Origin of the sequence: Streptomyces asiaticus, assembly GCF_018138715.1 — a bacterium.
GTDB lineage: Bacteria > Actinomycetota > Actinomycetes > Streptomycetales > Streptomycetaceae > Streptomyces > Streptomyces asiaticus.
This window is the reverse complement of sequence record NZ_JAGSHX010000006.1, coordinates 8,085,162-8,099,485: the sequence shown is the minus strand read 5'-3', so window position 1 is coordinate 8,099,485 and position 14,324 is coordinate 8,085,162. Positions and strand designations below refer to the sequence as shown.

Annotated in this window: 8 protein-coding genes and 4 pseudogenes; 10 read left to right on the top strand and 2 right to left on the bottom strand. The window is 72.0% G+C overall.

Annotated features, from left to right (window positions below; translation table 11 throughout):
- Nucleotides 1-155: 155 nt before the first annotated feature.
- From KHP12_RS42535 to KHP12_RS42525, 3 genes and pseudogenes are all read left to right on the top strand, one after another.
- Nucleotides 156-1,025 (top strand): annotated as a pseudogene (locus KHP12_RS42535) (chitinase); the annotation flags it as partial.
- 14 nt (nucleotides 1,026-1,039) lie between these two features.
- Nucleotides 1,040-2,851 (top strand): pectate lyase-like domain-containing protein, encoded by a 1,812-nt coding sequence (locus tag KHP12_RS42530; RefSeq protein ID WP_086886248.1) that lies wholly within the window; start codon nucleotides 1,040-1,042, stop codon nucleotides 2,849-2,851.
- Between the two features lie 148 nt (nucleotides 2,852-2,999).
- Nucleotides 3,000-4,229, top strand: coding sequence for a glycoside hydrolase family protein (locus KHP12_RS42525; protein ID WP_086886247.1), 1,230 nt, complete (start codon nucleotides 3,000-3,002; stop codon nucleotides 4,227-4,229).
- A gap of 43 nt (nucleotides 4,230-4,272) precedes the next feature.
- Here the strand turns inward: KHP12_RS42525 and KHP12_RS42520 are convergent.
- A pseudogene (locus KHP12_RS42520) lies at nucleotides 4,273-4,670 on the bottom strand (GntR family transcriptional regulator); the annotation flags it as partial.
- Here KHP12_RS42520 and KHP12_RS42515 point away from each other — a divergent pair.
- The 4 genes and pseudogenes from KHP12_RS42515 (at nucleotide 4,635) to KHP12_RS42500 (ending at nucleotide 8,946) form a co-directional block, all read left to right on the top strand.
- A pseudogene (locus tag KHP12_RS42515) lies at nucleotides 4,635-5,034 on the top strand (YbhB/YbcL family Raf kinase inhibitor-like protein). The pseudogenes KHP12_RS42520 and KHP12_RS42515 overlap by 36 nt on opposite strands.
- 79 nt (nucleotides 5,035-5,113) lie before the next feature.
- Complete coding sequence (locus tag KHP12_RS42510; protein ID WP_211834450.1) at nucleotides 5,114-6,586, top strand: FUSC family protein; 1,473 nt, start codon at nucleotides 5,114-5,116, stop codon at nucleotides 6,584-6,586.
- 255 nt (nucleotides 6,587-6,841) lie between these two features.
- Nucleotides 6,842-7,864 (top strand): annotated as a pseudogene (locus tag KHP12_RS42505) (chitinase); the annotation flags it as partial.
- Nucleotides 7,865-7,950: 86 nt separating this feature from the next.
- Nucleotides 7,951-8,946, top strand: a complete 996-nt coding sequence (locus KHP12_RS42500; RefSeq protein WP_086881199.1) for an aldo/keto reductase — start codon at nucleotides 7,951-7,953, stop codon at nucleotides 8,944-8,946.
- Between the two features lie 15 nt (nucleotides 8,947-8,961).
- On the opposite strand, the gene KHP12_RS42495 is transcribed toward KHP12_RS42500, so the two are convergent.
- Nucleotides 8,962-10,692, bottom strand: coding sequence for an FAD-dependent monooxygenase (locus tag KHP12_RS42495; RefSeq protein WP_211834448.1), 1,731 nt, complete (start codon nucleotides 10,690-10,692; stop codon nucleotides 8,962-8,964).
- Nucleotides 10,693-10,762: 70 nt separating this feature from the next.
- Here KHP12_RS42495 and KHP12_RS42490 point away from each other — a divergent pair, with 70 nt between their 5' ends.
- From KHP12_RS42490 to KHP12_RS42480, 3 genes are read left to right on the top strand one after another with little or no spacing between them, the layout of a single operon-like run.
- Nucleotides 10,763-11,389 carry a TetR/AcrR family transcriptional regulator gene (locus tag KHP12_RS42490; RefSeq protein WP_086881197.1) on the top strand — a complete coding sequence of 209 codons (627 nt, stop codon included), beginning with the start codon at nucleotides 10,763-10,765 and terminating at the stop codon, nucleotides 11,387-11,389.
- Nucleotides 11,390-11,398: 9 nt separating this feature from the next.
- Nucleotides 11,399-12,685, top strand: a complete 1,287-nt coding sequence (locus tag KHP12_RS42485; protein ID WP_246643272.1) for an AAA family ATPase — start codon at nucleotides 11,399-11,401, stop codon at nucleotides 12,683-12,685.
- Complete coding sequence (locus tag KHP12_RS42480) at nucleotides 12,682-14,310, top strand: vWA domain-containing protein (RefSeq protein WP_211834446.1); 1,629 nt, start codon at nucleotides 12,682-12,684, stop codon at nucleotides 14,308-14,310. The genes KHP12_RS42485 and KHP12_RS42480 overlap by 4 nt, the downstream gene beginning before the upstream one ends.
- Nucleotides 14,311-14,324: the final 14 nt, after the last annotated feature.

Sequence of the window (14,324 nt, the reverse complement as noted above, 5' to 3'; positions counted from 1 at the left end):
GCGAAGACCTCTCCGCCCGGGACCGCCCGCGGCGCCGCCGCCGGCGGACCGTCCTGGCCGTGGCGGCGGCCCTCGCGGCCACCGCCGCGAGCACGACCGCGGCCGCCTGGGCCGACACCACCGGCCAGGACCGCGCCTCGGCATCCGCCGCGCCCGCCGCCGTGGCCCCCTACCTCTACAACGGATGGGGCAATCCCCCGGACCCGGGCGAGGTGATGGACGCCACCGGCGTCGGCTGGTTCACCCTCGCCTTCGTCCTCGACGCGGGCAACTGCGACCCGCGGTGGGACGGCAGCCGCCCGCTGGCAGGCAACGCCGACGAGCAGACCGTGCAGGCCATACGGGCCAAGGGCGGCGATGTCGTGCCGTCCTTCGGTGGCGCGAGCGGCAACAAGCTGGAGCAGTCCTGCGCCGACGCGAAGGCCCTCGCCGGGGCCTACCAGAAGGTCGTCGACGCCTACGGTCTCAAGGCCATCGACATCGACATCGAGGGCGACGCATACAACGACCCGGCCGTCCAGCAGAAGACGATCGACGCCCTGAAGCAGGTGAAGGCCGACAACCCGGGGCTGCTCACCTACGTCACCTTCCCCAGCGATCAGAACGGCCCCGACGACGGCATGATCCGCCGGGCCGCCGCATCCGGCTTCGAGGCCGACAGCTGGACCATCATGCCCTTCGACTTCGGCGGCGAGGGCCAGAACATGGCCGAGCTGACCAAGCAGGCCACCGACGGGCTGAAGAACGCCGTCAAGGGCGCCTACGGCTACAGCGACGAGGACGCCTACCGGCACAGCGGCCTGTCCTCGATGAACGGCATCACCGACGTCAAGGAGACCGTCACCACGGACGACTTCGAGTCGATCCTGGGCTACGCCTCCGAGCACCACCTGTCGCGGCTCTCCTTCTGGTCCGTCAACCGCGACCGCCCCTGCCCCGGCGACTACCCGAACGACGACACCTGCTCCGGAGTCGCCCAGGAGCCCTGGCAGTTCACCGGGATATTCGCCCGGTACAAGGGCTGAGGGGGCACATCACCATGACGAACGACACCGCTGGGACGAGCCACACCACCGTGTCGGACACCACCGGGGACACCACCCAGCCCGGGCACCGCCGACGCCGTCGCGCCGCCCGCGCCACCGCCGCGTTCGCCGTGCTGGCCGGCGCCGTCGCCGCGGCGCTGACCGTACCGGCGGCGCACGGCGCGGACGCCGAGCCGGACCTGGGCCCCCATGTGCAGATCTTCGACCCGTCGATGTCCGCGCAGGAGATCCAGGGCAAGCTCGACTCCGTCTTCGGCGAGCAGGAGAAGAACCAGTTCGGCCAGGCCCGGCACGCCCTGCTGTTCAAGCCCGGCTCGTACGACGTCAAGGCCAATGTCGGCTTCTACACCCAGGTGGCGGGCCTCGGCCTGTCGCCCGACGACACCACCATCAACGGCCAGGTGCACGCCGAGGCCGACTGGTTCGACGGCAACGCCACGCAGAACTTCTGGCGCGACGCCGAGAACCTCGCCGTCAACCCGGACGGCGGCGCGGACCGCTGGGCCGTCTCACAGGCCGCCCCGTACCGCCGGATGCATCTGAAGGGCGATCTCCAGCTGGACGACGGCGGCTGGTCCAGCGGCGGTCTGCTGGCGGACACCAAGGTCGACGGGCAGGTGAAGTCCGGATCGCAGCAGCAGTGGCTCTCCCGCAACACCGAATGGGGCGGCTGGACCGGCTCCAACTGGAACATGGTGTTCGTCGGCGCGGAGAACGCCCCGGCCGGGGACTTCCCCAACCCGCCGTACACCCGCGTCGACAAGTCACCCGTCACCCGCGAGAAGCCGTTCCTGTACGTGGACGACGACGGCGCGTACAAGGTGTTCGTGCCGGAGGTGCGCAAGGACTCGACGGGCACGTCGTGGTCCTCGGGGACGCCCAAGGGCACGTCGCTCCCGCTGAGCGACTTCTTCATCGCCAAGCCGGATGCCACGGCCGAGGAGATGAACGCGGCGCTCGACGCGGGCAAGCACCTGCTCATCACCCCGGGCGTCTACCACCTCGACGCGCCACTGAAGGTGACCAAGCCCGACACCGTCGTACTGGGCCTGGGGCTGGCCACGCTGGTTCCCGACAACGGGGTCTCGGCGATGAAGGTGGCCGACGTGGACGGCGTCAAGCTCGCGGGACTGCTCATCGACGCCGGCACCGAGAACTCCGACACGCTGATGGAGGTCGGCCCCGAGGACTCGTCCGCGAACCACGCCGACAACCCCACCTCGCTGCACGATGTGTTCTTCCGGGTCGGCGGCGCGGGCGTGGGCAAGGCGTCCACCAGCCTGGTGGTCAACAGCTCGAACGTGATCGGCGACCATACGTGGATCTGGCGCGCCGACCACGGCGACGGCGTGGGCTGGGACTCCAACACGGCCGACCAGGGGCTCGTCGTCAACGGCGACGACGTGACCATGTACGGCCTGTTCGTCGAGCACTACCAGAAGCACCAGACGACCTGGAACGGCGAGGGCGGCCGCACGTACTTCTACCAGAACGAGATGCCCTACGACCCGCCGGACCAGGGCGCCTGGATGAACGGCTCCACCAAGGGATACGCCGCCTACAAGGTGGCCGACTCGGTCAACCGCCATGAGGCGTGGGGCCTGGGCAGCTACTGCTTCTTCAACACCAACAAGTCCGTGGCCGCCGAGCACGCCTTCGAGGTTCCCCAGCGCCCCGATGTGAAGTTCCATGACATGGTCACCGTCTCGCTCGGCGGCACCGGCACCATCAACCATGTCATCAATGGCACGGGAGGTCCCTCGGACGCCAACAGCAACGTGGCGAACGTGACCGAGTACCCCTGATCCCGTACCACGCTCCACCAGCTCGACCAGGTTCACCAGTTCGCCCGTGGGGCGCGGGTATGTCGCCCGCGCCCCACGGGCGGCCGAGCGCACGGACCGCATGTCGTCATGTCGTTGTCGGATTCACCCTCGTGAAGGGCGGACACTGATGAGCGTTTCCCGGCGAGCCCTGCTGACCACCGCGGCCGGTACCGCGGTGGCGGCCACTTCGATCGCTCCCCCGGCCCAGGCGGCGGAGGAGGTTCCCGGCCATGCCGCCACGCTCCGCACCCTCCGCGAGACGGCGGACTACGCGGTGGCGAAGCTCCGCGCGGTCGCACCGGGGGTGAGCGGCTTTCCGGTCGGTACGAAGTTCGAGAAGTGGACGTACTCCCAGAACGGCGACTGGGTGGGCGGGTTCTGGCCGGGGACGCTGTGGATGGCCTGGCTGCACAGCGGCGAGGAACGGTTCCGCACCCTGGCCCTCGCCTCCGCGGAGAAGCTCGCCCCCCGCCAGAACGACACCGGCACCCACGACCTCGGATTCCTCTTCTATCCCTCGTGGGTCACCGCGTGGCGGCTCACCGGCCAGGACACCTGGCGGGCGGGCGCGCTGCGGGCGGCCTCCTCGCTGATCCGGCGCTACAACCCGCGCGGCCGTTTCATCCGGGCCTGGGGAGCACTGGACGAGCAGGCGAACGCGGGCCGGGTCATCATGGACACCATGATGAACCTCGATCTGCTGGCGTTCGCGAGCAGCCAGAGCGGGGACGGCAAGTACCTCGACATCGCCGTGGAGCACGCGAGAACCACCCAGCGGCACTTCCCGCGCCCGGACGGATCCACCCCGCACGTCTACGACTTCGACCCGTCCTCCGGCGCTCCGCTCGGCCCGGCCACCGTGCAGGGGTACAGCCCGGCCTCCTGCTGGTCACGCGGACAGGCCTGGGGGATCTACGGCTTCACCACCATCCACCGCCGGACCGGCCACCGGGAATTCCTCACCACCGCGCGGAAACTCGCCGACTTCGCCCTCGGCGCGCTCACCCCGGACAACGTCCCCGTGTGGGACTACCTCGCGCCACAAGCACCCCACGACATCAAGGACGCCTCCGCGGGCGCGGTCATGGCATGCGGTCTGCTCGACCTGTCCAAGGCCACCGGCGAACCGCGTTACCGCGAGGCGGCGCTGCGGCTGCTCACCGCGCTCGCGCAGACCTGCCTGACCACGAAGTCGACGCGGGCCGAGGCGATCGTGGCGCGCTGCACCCGCAACCGCCCGAGCGAGGACGGCGTCGAGATCTCGCTCCCGTACGCCGACTACTACCTGCTCGAAGGCATCCTGCGGGTCCTGCGCCCCGACGACGTCGACCGGGCCATCGACCTGTCCACGGTCTGACGCCCACCTCGCGCCGCGCCGCCCGGCCGGGCGGCGCGGCGTATCAGCCTTCCCCCGCGGGTCCGTCGGAGGGAGCGCCGGTCGGGACGTCCGCGCTCCGGGTGAGGTGCCGGACCAGTACCTCGGCCGCGGTGTCGGCGTCGCGGGCCACCGCCGCCTCCTCCAGGCGGCGGTGTTCGTCGATGCCGTCCCGGTCCGGGTTGCGATGCGCCGACCAGCGGCGGGCCAGTTCGCTCGCGGTCCCACGGTCCGGCGGGCCTCGGCGATCTCCTGCCAGCGGCGGTCGGAGAAGGCCGGGACGGCGAAGCCGCGGTTGGGCAGCCGGTCGGCGAGGCCCTCGCCGACCACCCGTACGAGCGCCTCGCGCTCAACGGCCAGGCTCACGCCCTGCTCCTTGGCGAGGTCCTGCGGTTTGAGGGCGTCACCGGGGGCGTAGTCCCCCGCCTCCCCGAGGCGGCATCCTTCACCGTCACCAGCACCACCGTCACCGACGGCGCCGCCTGGTCGCCCGAGCAGCCCTCCGGCATATCCGGCGTCCCCGGCGGGAAGGACGACTCGCTACACCGGCTCGGGCCTGCCCGAGGGCGCCTTCCAGCTGCCCAACAACGCCCGCGCGGCCCGCTACATCGGCGCCGCCCCGCCGGCCGGGCACGGCCCACACCGCTACTTCGTGGTGGTGCACGCCCTCGACGTCGAGTCCATCGGCGTCCCGGCCGACGCCACCCCGGCCGTCCTCGGCTTCACCATGAGCGGCCACATCCTCGGCCGCGCCGTCCTGACCGCCACCGCCGAAACCCCCGCCTGACGGATGGCGGCCAGGGTGGCAGGCTTACGCCAGCGCCCATCCTCAGATCGGCCCCGGCGGTGATGCGCGGCGGTTCGGAGTGCGCGCCACGCGGGCGGGCACTCTCCTCGTCCTGCCGCTGGTCGCCGTCCTGGTCCTGCCCGGTGGCACCGGGCCCGCGGGCGGGCACGAGCGCACCGGGTGGGCGGCGGTGATGGCGCTGGTCGCGGTCGTCTGGGGGTCGCTGCTGACATGGGCGGCGCGGCGCGCCCGGCTCATCCGCAGGCCACCGGCGGTCGAAGTGACCGCGGCAGCGGCCGGGCCACGGCGTGGCGGGATACCGGCAAGCACCCGGATGGCGTGGCAGATGGCGGCCGCGCTGGCCGCGGCGTTCGCCGTGGGGCGGATGGTGTGGCCGGACCACTGGGCCTGGGTGGTCCTCACCGCGTTCCTGGTCGGCAGCGGTGCGCGAAGCCGGGCGGATGTGCTGGTGAAGGGGGTGTGGCGGACGGTCGGCGCCGCGGTCGGCACGGTGGTGGCGGGCGCCCTCGCCGGATCGTTCGGACCCCGCTCGGACGCCGTGGTGGTGCTGATCTTCGCGGTGCTGGCGGTGGCCACCTGGCTGCGGGAGCTGAGCCACGCGTACTGGGCGGGCTGTGTCACGGCCGTCCTGTCGCTGCTCTACGACTGGTTCGGGCAGAGCCCGGGAGGCTTGCTGCACACCCGGCTGGCGGGGATCGCGGTCGGCGCGGTCATCGGTATCGCGGCGTTGTGGCTGGTGCTGCCGATCCGCACCTCCGCGGCGGTGCGGGCCCGCACCGCGGCCGCGCTGGCCGCCCTGACCGAACTGCTGGAAGCCGACTGGCGCGATGGCCGGGCCGTACACCTGGCCCGGGCCCGCTTCAGCCACCGCGTCGGGCAACTGGGCGCGACCACCGCACCGCTGCGGATCCTGGCCGCGCCGCCCCTCCCCCGCGCGCTGTCCGTGCGGCGCCGGCGGAGCGTCGACGCGCTGCGTGCCGAGGCGGCCTTGCGGCGCTGCGTCGAACCGGCCGACGACCTCGCCACCGCCGCCACCTCCGCCACCTCCGCCACCTCCGCGTCCGCCACGTCCGCCACCTCCGCGTCCGCCACATCCGCCACCTCCGCGTCCGCCACCTCCGCGTCCGCCACGTCCGCCACCTCCGCGCCGGACGTGCTCGCCGACGACCCGGGCCTGCGCGGGCGGCGCGGCGAGGTGGCGGCGCACACACTCGCCGTACGCCGCGCCATCGGCCGCCGCCCGGCACCGCCCGGCGCCCCAGCCGCGGCTCCAACCGGCGAAGACCCGCCCCACCGGACCTCAGGCGACCGCGGCCTGGGAGGCTCTTGCCGCGATCGACGCCCAACTCGACGTGCTCACCGCGGTGTTCGGCCGACCGCCCATCCCACCCGCGTCGCATCCGGCCGCGGCCACCGCCCGCCCATGACGCATACGGCCGACCAGCCGTGGAGCGAACGCCACGGCAACGCAACACTGAACGTAAAGATCCGCCGTCCGATGTGGTCCGGACCATTGACACTAGTGGTCTAGTCCTGTTGTCTCATGGGCGCGCGACCTCCCCCATGCCTCCCGTCCCCCCATCCCCCTCAGGTCAATCTCAGCTCCGCCTTCCCCCCCACACACCAAGGAGCGGCCCCCATGAGCCTCCGTTTCCCCTTGAGCAAGAGGGTCCTGACCGGCGTGTGCGCCTCCGTCGCCGCGGCCGGGCTGCTCGCCACGGTCTCGACGACGACCGCCGACGCGGGTACCACCTCCGACGCGGGTGCCACTTCCGCCACCACGAAGGCGGCACTCCCCGAGCACGCGCTCGTGGGCTATCTGCACTCGAGCTTCGCCAACGGCTCCGGATACACCCGGATGGCCGATGTCCCCGACAGCTGGGACATCATCGACCTGGCCTTCGGCGAGCCCACCTCCACCACCTCCGGCGACATCCGCTTCAGCCTCTGCCCCCAGAGCGAATGCCCGAACGTCGAGTCGGAGGACGAGTTCAAGGCCGCCATCAAGGCCAAACAGGCCGCGGGCAAGAAGGTGCTCATATCCATCGGCGGGCAGAACGGCCAGGTGCAGCTCACCACCACCGCCGCCCGTGACAAGTTCGTCGAGTCGGTCGGGGCGATCATCGACAAGTACGGACTGGACGGCCTCGACATCGACTTCGAGGGCCACTCGCTGTCGCTGGACGACGGCGACACCGACTTCAAGAACCCGAAGACCCCCTCGATCGTCAATCTCATCGCGGCCGTGAAGTCGCTCAAGGCGAAGTACGGATCCGACTTCGTCCTCACCATGGCTCCGGAAACCTTCTTCGTCCAGCTGGGCTACCAGTTCTACGGCTCGGGCCCCTCCGGCGGTCAGGACCCCCGCGCCGGGGCGTATCTGCCGGTCATCCACGCGCTGCGGGACGATCTCACCCTGCTGCACGTCCAGGACTACAACTCCGGACCGATCATGGGGCTGGACAACCAGTTCCACAACATGGGCAACGCCGACTTCCACATCGCGATGACCGACATGCTGCTCACCGGCTTCCCCGTCGCGGGCGACACCGACAACGTCTTCCCCCCGCTGGACCCCTCCCAGGTGGCGATCGGCCTGCCCGCGAGCCCCAACGCGGGCAACGGCCACACCACGCCCGGTGATGTGACCAAGGCCCTCAACTGCCTGACGAAGAAGAGCGACTGCGGTGGCTATGAGCCCCACGGCAGCCGGCCCGCCCTCCGCGGGCTGATGGCCTGGTCGATCAACTGGGACGGCTTCAACGGCGGCGAGTTCTCGAAGAACTTCGAAAGCTACTACGGCCGTTGAGCGATCGCCCCGGGTCATGGGCGCCGGTGGCGCCCATGACCCGGGGCTTGCCTTGGTGTGCGCTTCAACTCCTACCGTTCACCGGCATGGAGACCATGGCGCACAACAGAACGCTGGGCCGCAGCGGCATCGACGTGAGTCCCCTCGGCTTCGGCTGCTGGGCCATCGGCGGTGAGTGGCAGTCCACCGACGGGCAGCCCCTGGGCTGGGGCAAGGTCGACGACGACGAGTCGGTGCACGCGATCCGGCGCGCACTCGACCTCGGCGTCACCTTCTTCGACACCGCCGACGCGTACGGCACCGGCCACAGCGAACGCGTGCTCGGCCGTGCCCTCGGCAAGCACCGCGGCGATGTCGTCGTCGCCACGAAATGGGGCAATGTCTTCGACGAGCGGACCCGGATCCGCGAGGGCCAGGACGACTCCCCGGAGCATGTACGCCGCGCCCTGACCGCCTCGCTGCAACGCCTGAACACGGACCATATCGACCTGTACCAGCTCCACATCTCCGACGCCGACCCCGAGCGGGCCGTGCAACTCCGCGATGTCTGCGAGGAGTTGGTACGCGAGGGGCTCATCCGCGCCTACGCGTGGAGCACCGACGACCCCGACCGGGCCGCCGTCTTCGCCGAGGGGCCGCACTGCGCGGCCGTCCAGCACCGGCTGAACATCCTCCAGGACGCGCCCGAACTCCTCGCGCTCTGCGCGGAGTCGGACCTCGCCAGCATCAACCGCAGCCCCCTCGCCATGGGGCTGCTCGCCGGTAAGCACACCGCCGGGCGCGCCCTGGACGACGGGGACATCCGCAACGCGCCGCCCGCCTGGCTGCCGGGGTTCATCGCGAACGCGGGCGCGGACCCGGTCTGGCTCCGCCGGGTCGATGCCCTGCGGTCCCTCCTCACCAGCGACGGCCGTACCCTCGTGCAAGGCGCCCTCGCCTGGATCTGGGCCCGCAGCCCGCGGACGATCCCGATCCCCGGCTTCCGTACGGTCGCCCAGGCCGAGGAGAACGCGGGCGCGATCGCGAAGGGGCCGCTCACGGCCGGGCAGATGGCCGATATCGACCGTATCCTGGGGCGGTGAACGAAGGCGGCACGCTCAGCGTGTGCCGACCCAGCGCTGAATCGCGGCGTCGAGCTCCTTGAGAGCGCCGTCGTCGGAGGTGGCGGTGCCGGACGTGGCGATGTCGGAGGTGGCGGTGCCGGACGTGGCGATGTCGGACGTGGCGGTGCCGGACGTGGCGATGTCGGACGTGGCGGTGTCGCGCGAGTCGGCCCAGACGATGACGCCGTCGGGTCGTACGAGCAGGCTGGGTGGCGACGTGGCGGAGGCGGGGTCCGCCACGTACGCGATCCGGTGCTCCATCGGGCGTACGGCCTCGGCGAAGCGCCCGTCGGGCGAACGGTCGACGAGGACGAAACGGCCGTCGTGGGCGTGGTCGGCGAGCCGGTCGCCGGAGGCCAGTGCGACATCCCCGGCGATCGAGCCGACCGGCTCCGCCGCCCCCGCGGCCACGTCATAGCGCTGTGTGATCCCCGACGTCAGCGCGACCACGCGGTTCATCACGCCCGGCGCGGTGAACAGTTCGCCGCCGACGACCTCGCGCAGCCGCGCGGTGTGTTCGTCGCCGCGCATCAGGGCGACCTGCGCCCGCGTCCAGTCGAGCACCCACGCCGCGATCGGATGGCGTTCGCTCTCGTAGCTGTCGAGCAGTCCGGCCGGAGCGTGCCCCCGCACGGTCGCGGCGAGCTTCCAACCGAGGTTGACCGCGTCGCCGAGGCCGAGGTTCAGCCCCTGGCCGCTGAACGGCGCGTGCACATGCGCGGCATCGCCCGCGAGCAGCACCCGGCCGCGCCGGTAGGACCGGGCCTGCCGGGCGTTGTCGGACCAGCTGGTCGCACGGCCGCGCAGGCCCTTGAGCGTCACATCGACGCCGGTGACATCGCGTATGACCGCCTGGAGTTCGTCGAGCGTGACGGGGGCGTCGCGGTCCTGCGGCCGCGGGCCGAAGCGAGCGACGAGAATGCGCCCGGGGATCGGGCCGTAGGCGTAGATGCCGCGGGGCGTCCAGGTCCAGCCGCGGCTCAGCTCGCCGGGGTCGTCGAAGTCGGCCACCGCCTGGTACCCCACCAGCTGCGGATCGGTTCCGGTGAAGCCGATGCCCAGCTGCCCGCGGATCGCGCTGCGGCCGCCGTCGGCCGCGACGACCCACCCGGCCGTCAGCTCGCCCGCGCTGGTCTCCACCACGACATCGGCGTCGTCGGCGAGGTCCGCTTCCGCGTGTCGCGTGCCACGCACCTCAGGCACACCCGGACCACGCACACCCGCACCACGCACACCGTGCACCTCGACACCTCGGCGCACCTCCACACCGAGCCGGGCGCAGTGCTCCCCGAGCAGCAACTCGAGATCGTACTGGGGCACAAGGACGCCGCCCGAGACCGCGGTGTGTGCGGCCAGCGCCGGATCGCCCTGATCGACCAGCTCAGCGCGGAACAGCATGCCCGCGAAATGCCCGGCGACCGGGAAGCGGCGCGCGCCCCGCGCATCCCGGTCCAGCTGGTCGACGAGGGCGTTCCTCCGGCCGTGGCCGGCGAAGGCACCGACGGCCGCCAGCAGCCGCCGCTGTACGTCCTCCGCGGCCGGCAACAGCCCGCGCCGGTCGAGGATTTCCGCACTGGCGACATTGATCGACCCGGCCTTGATCGTCGGATCGGGCTCCCGGAGCCGCTCCAGGACCATCACCCGTACGCCCTGGAGTGCCAGTTCACCGGCGAGGAAGAGACCCGTGGGCCCGGCTCCGACGACGATCACATCGCTGCGCCGCATGACACGCTCCTTCTATCTTTACTCGGTAAGCTTACTCGGTAAAGATAACGGGAAGGGCTAGCGTTGTCACATGCCGAATCGAGGGGACCGTGGCGGAGCGCAGACCCGGGCTCGCATCGCCTCCGTCGCAACCCAGCTGTTTCTGGAGCGCGGGTTCGACGATGTGACCATCAACGAGGTCGCCGCGGCCGCCGGAGTGTCGAAGGTGACGGTCTTCGCACACTTCGACCGCAAGGAGGACCTCCTGTTCGACCGCTTCCCGGAGGCCCTCGACACCGTGCGGACCGTGCTCCGCGAACGCGCGGATGACCTGGACCCCGTCGAAGCCATGCGCCGAGCCGCCCTCGCACTGGCCACGGAACGCCATGTGCTGTCCGGGCTCGGGGAGGGTGTCGAGCCGTTCCTGCGCACCGTGATGGCGTCCCCCGCGCTGATCGCACGGCTTCGCCTCTTCGCGTCCGAGATGGAGGAGACACTCGCGGCGGAACTCGACGCCGACACTCGTTTCTCCGGCGACAGCACGCTGACCGCGGCCCTGCTCGTCGCCGCGTACCGCACGGTCGCCGTCGAGACGGTGAAGCGACGACTCGCCGGAGAGAACCTCGACGAGGTCGGTGCCGCGCATCGACGTCGTCTGACGCTCGCCTTCGACGCGCTGGCGGGCGGATTGAACAGGGCGTCGCAGGCTGGGAGTTGAATGTCGGACATGGATGCTGAGGGCACACAGGACGCACACGACACGCCGGGCGCAGAGGACACGCCGGACGCCGAGGACACACAGGGCGCGGACGCACCCGACACGCCGGACGCGCAGGACACCGCCAAGAGGCTGCGGGCCATCATCGACGAGCTGTCGGACCGCTTCTACGAGCGCGCCGACGTGGTGCGGACGCTGGTGGTGACGCTGCTGGCCGGGCAGCACTCCTTGGTACTCGGGCCGCCCGGGACGGCGAAGTCCGAGCTGGCCCGGGAGCTCACGGGCAGGGTCGAGGGCGCGGCCTACTGGGAGATCCTGCTGTCGAAGTTCACCGCGCCCACGCGGATGTTCGGCCCCATCGACGTGGCCGCGCTGGCCCGGGGCGAGTACCGCCAGGTCTACGACGGCCGCGCCACGACCGCGCACATCGCCTTCATCGACGAGATCTTCAAGTGCTCCACGGCGGCGCTCAACGAGACGCTGGGCTACCTCAACGAGCGGATCTACCACCCCGAGAACGGCGGCCCCCCGATCCGCTGCCCGCTGATCGGGGCCATCACGGCGAGCAACGAACTGCCCGGCGGAGAGGACTCGGCCGCGATCTACGACCGGCTGCTGGTGCGGATCGAGGTCGGCTATCTGGAAGACCCCTCGAACTTCGCCGCGCTGGTCCGCTCCGCCGTCAGCCGCCCGGCGGCACCGCCACGGACCACGGTCGAGCTGACCGCGTTGCGGCACGCCGTGGCCGGGGCCGTCCCGGCCGTGGACGTCCCCGACGCGATCGTGGACGCGGTGTGCACGCTGCGGGCCGCCCTGCGCCGCAAGGAGCTCATCGCCTCCGACCGCCGCTGGCGGCAGGCGGTGGGCCTGCTCCAGGCGTCCGCGTACCTCGACGGCCGCCCGGCGGTCGCCGAGACCGACCTGTCGGTGCTGACGCATGTGCTGTGGGACTCCCCCGCAGAACGCCCGACCGTCGAGCGCGAGGTGCTGCACCTGGTCAACCCCGACGCCAAGGAGGCGCTCGACCTGGCCGACGCCCTCGATGAGCTGGAGGCCCAACTCGACGCCATGGCCGGGCAGTCCCGCGAGGCGCTGAGCGAGTGGGTCATCAGACAGGCCCACAACAAGCTCGCCATGGCGGGGAAGCGGCTGGAGAGGCTGCGCCAGGACGCGGCGCGCGCCGGTCGCTCCACCGCCGCCATCGACCGGGTCACCGGCCGCCAGCGCGCCGTACGCGCCCGTGTGCTCACCGAGGCCCTCGGCGTGGACGCGAGCATGGTGCAGGCCCAGCTGTGAGCAGGCGCGACGCGCCCGCGCCCGACGATCCGGCGAGCCGGGCCGGAACGTGGCCGGGCCGGTCCGCCACCGCTCCCGTACGGCACACCGCGGCCGTGGTCGCGGACCGGTTCGACCGCATCACCTGGCGCGACACCTATGAGCAGTCGGCCGGGCTGCGCGAGGTGGCCGAGGAGCTCAACGGGCGCCACGACCACGCCACCGACCTCCTCACCGATGTGTTCCTGGCCGCCTACAAGGTCGGGCCGCGGTTGCGCGAGCGCGCCGAGATGGCCCCCTCCCGGCTGGTGAACCACCAGGTCGTCTCGGCACTGGTGGAGTCACCGGAGTTCGCCGAGCTGCGCCGGGAGACGGCCGGCGACCCGTACGCCGCCGCCATGGCCGTGCTCGCCCAGGCCGCCGCGGTGCGCGGGATGCTGGAGCGCTCCCGGGCGGCCCAGGAGCGGGCCGAGCGGGCGAGCAGGGCCCAGCAGGACGCCGACGGCGCGGCGGCCGCCGCGGACGAGGCGCTCCAGCGGGCGGCGGACGAGACCGACGGAGACGGCACCGTGCCGGCCCCGGCCACCGACGCCGTACGCCAGGCGATCGACGCCGCCGAGGCCGCCGAAGCCGCCGCGCGGCGAGCCGCCCAACACGCCACGCGGGCCCTCGCGGCGGCGGCCCCCGGCATCCGCGCCGCCGCGCGGAACGCGGCGAGCGAGGCCGCCGAGGCCGTACGGGAGGAGGCCGCGCTGATGCGGGCATGGGGCGTGGCCCCCGGCGAGCTCGAGCGGATGCCGTTCGACGAGCGCGCCCGGCTCGCCGAGCGGCTGCGCACCGGCCGCCTCGCCCGGTGGGCCAAGCTGATCGGCCGCTTCCGGCAGATGGCCGCCGGCGAGCGCGCCCGCAAGGTGGAGAACGCCACGGGTGAGCTGGTCGGCGTCACGCTCGGGGACGACCTGTCCCGTGTCATCCCCTCCGAGCTGGCGGGCCTCGGCCTGCCCGAGCTGCGCGCGGTGTTCGCCGCGCGCTACGCCGCCGGGGAGCTGATGCTCTACGACGCCCAGGGCGAGCAGACCACCGGCCAGGGCGCCATCGTCGCGTGCGTCGACACCTCGCACTCCATGTACGCGGCGGGGCCCGGCGGCGTCACCCGGGAGGCGTGGTCCAAGGCATGCGCCCTGGCCCTGCTGGACCAGGCCCGCCACGCGGGGCGCGACTTCGTCGGCATCCTGTTCTCCGCCGCCGACAAGCTCCGGGTCTTCCGCTTCCCCGCCGACGCGCCGCGGCCCGCCGGTATCGACCCGATCCTCGACTTCGCGGAGACCTTCCTCGGCGGCGGCACCAGCTACCAGGCGCCGCTGACGGCGGCCGCCGGACTGCTGGCGGAGGAGTTCGACGCCGCCGCCCGCACACGTGGCGACATCGTGATGATCACCGACGACGAATGCGGTGTCACCGAGGAGTGGATGCGCGGCTGGAAGGACGCCAAACACCGGTTGGGGTTCCGGGTCTTCGGCGTGGTCATCGGCGCCCCGCGCGCCACCGAGACCGGCTCGGTCCTGGAGGCCCTGTGCGACAACCTCCGCTCCATCGAGGACCTCACCGACGTCCACGCGGCCGCCGACCTCTTCCGCGTGATCTGACCGCACCACCACCG

Excerpts from the sequence above, each read along its gene's own strand:
- KHP12_RS42485 (WP_246643272.1), top strand. The coding sequence starts at position 11,399 with ATGGATGCTGAGGGCACACAGGACGCACACGACACGCCGGGCGCAGAG.
- KHP12_RS42525 (WP_086886247.1), top strand. The coding sequence starts at position 3,000 with ATGAGCGTTTCCCGGCGAGCCCTGCTGACCACCGCGGCCGGTACCGCG.
- KHP12_RS42500 (WP_086881199.1), top strand. The coding sequence starts at position 7,951 with ATGGAGACCATGGCGCACAACAGAACGCTGGGCCGCAGCGGCATCGAC.
- KHP12_RS42530 (WP_086886248.1), top strand. The coding sequence starts at position 1,040 with ATGACGAACGACACCGCTGGGACGAGCCACACCACCGTGTCGGACACC.
- KHP12_RS42495 (WP_211834448.1), bottom strand. The coding sequence starts at position 10,692 with ATGCGGCGCAGCGATGTGATCGTCGTCGGAGCCGGGCCCACGGGTCTC.
- KHP12_RS42490 (WP_086881197.1), top strand. The coding sequence starts at position 10,763 with ATGCCGAATCGAGGGGACCGTGGCGGAGCGCAGACCCGGGCTCGCATC.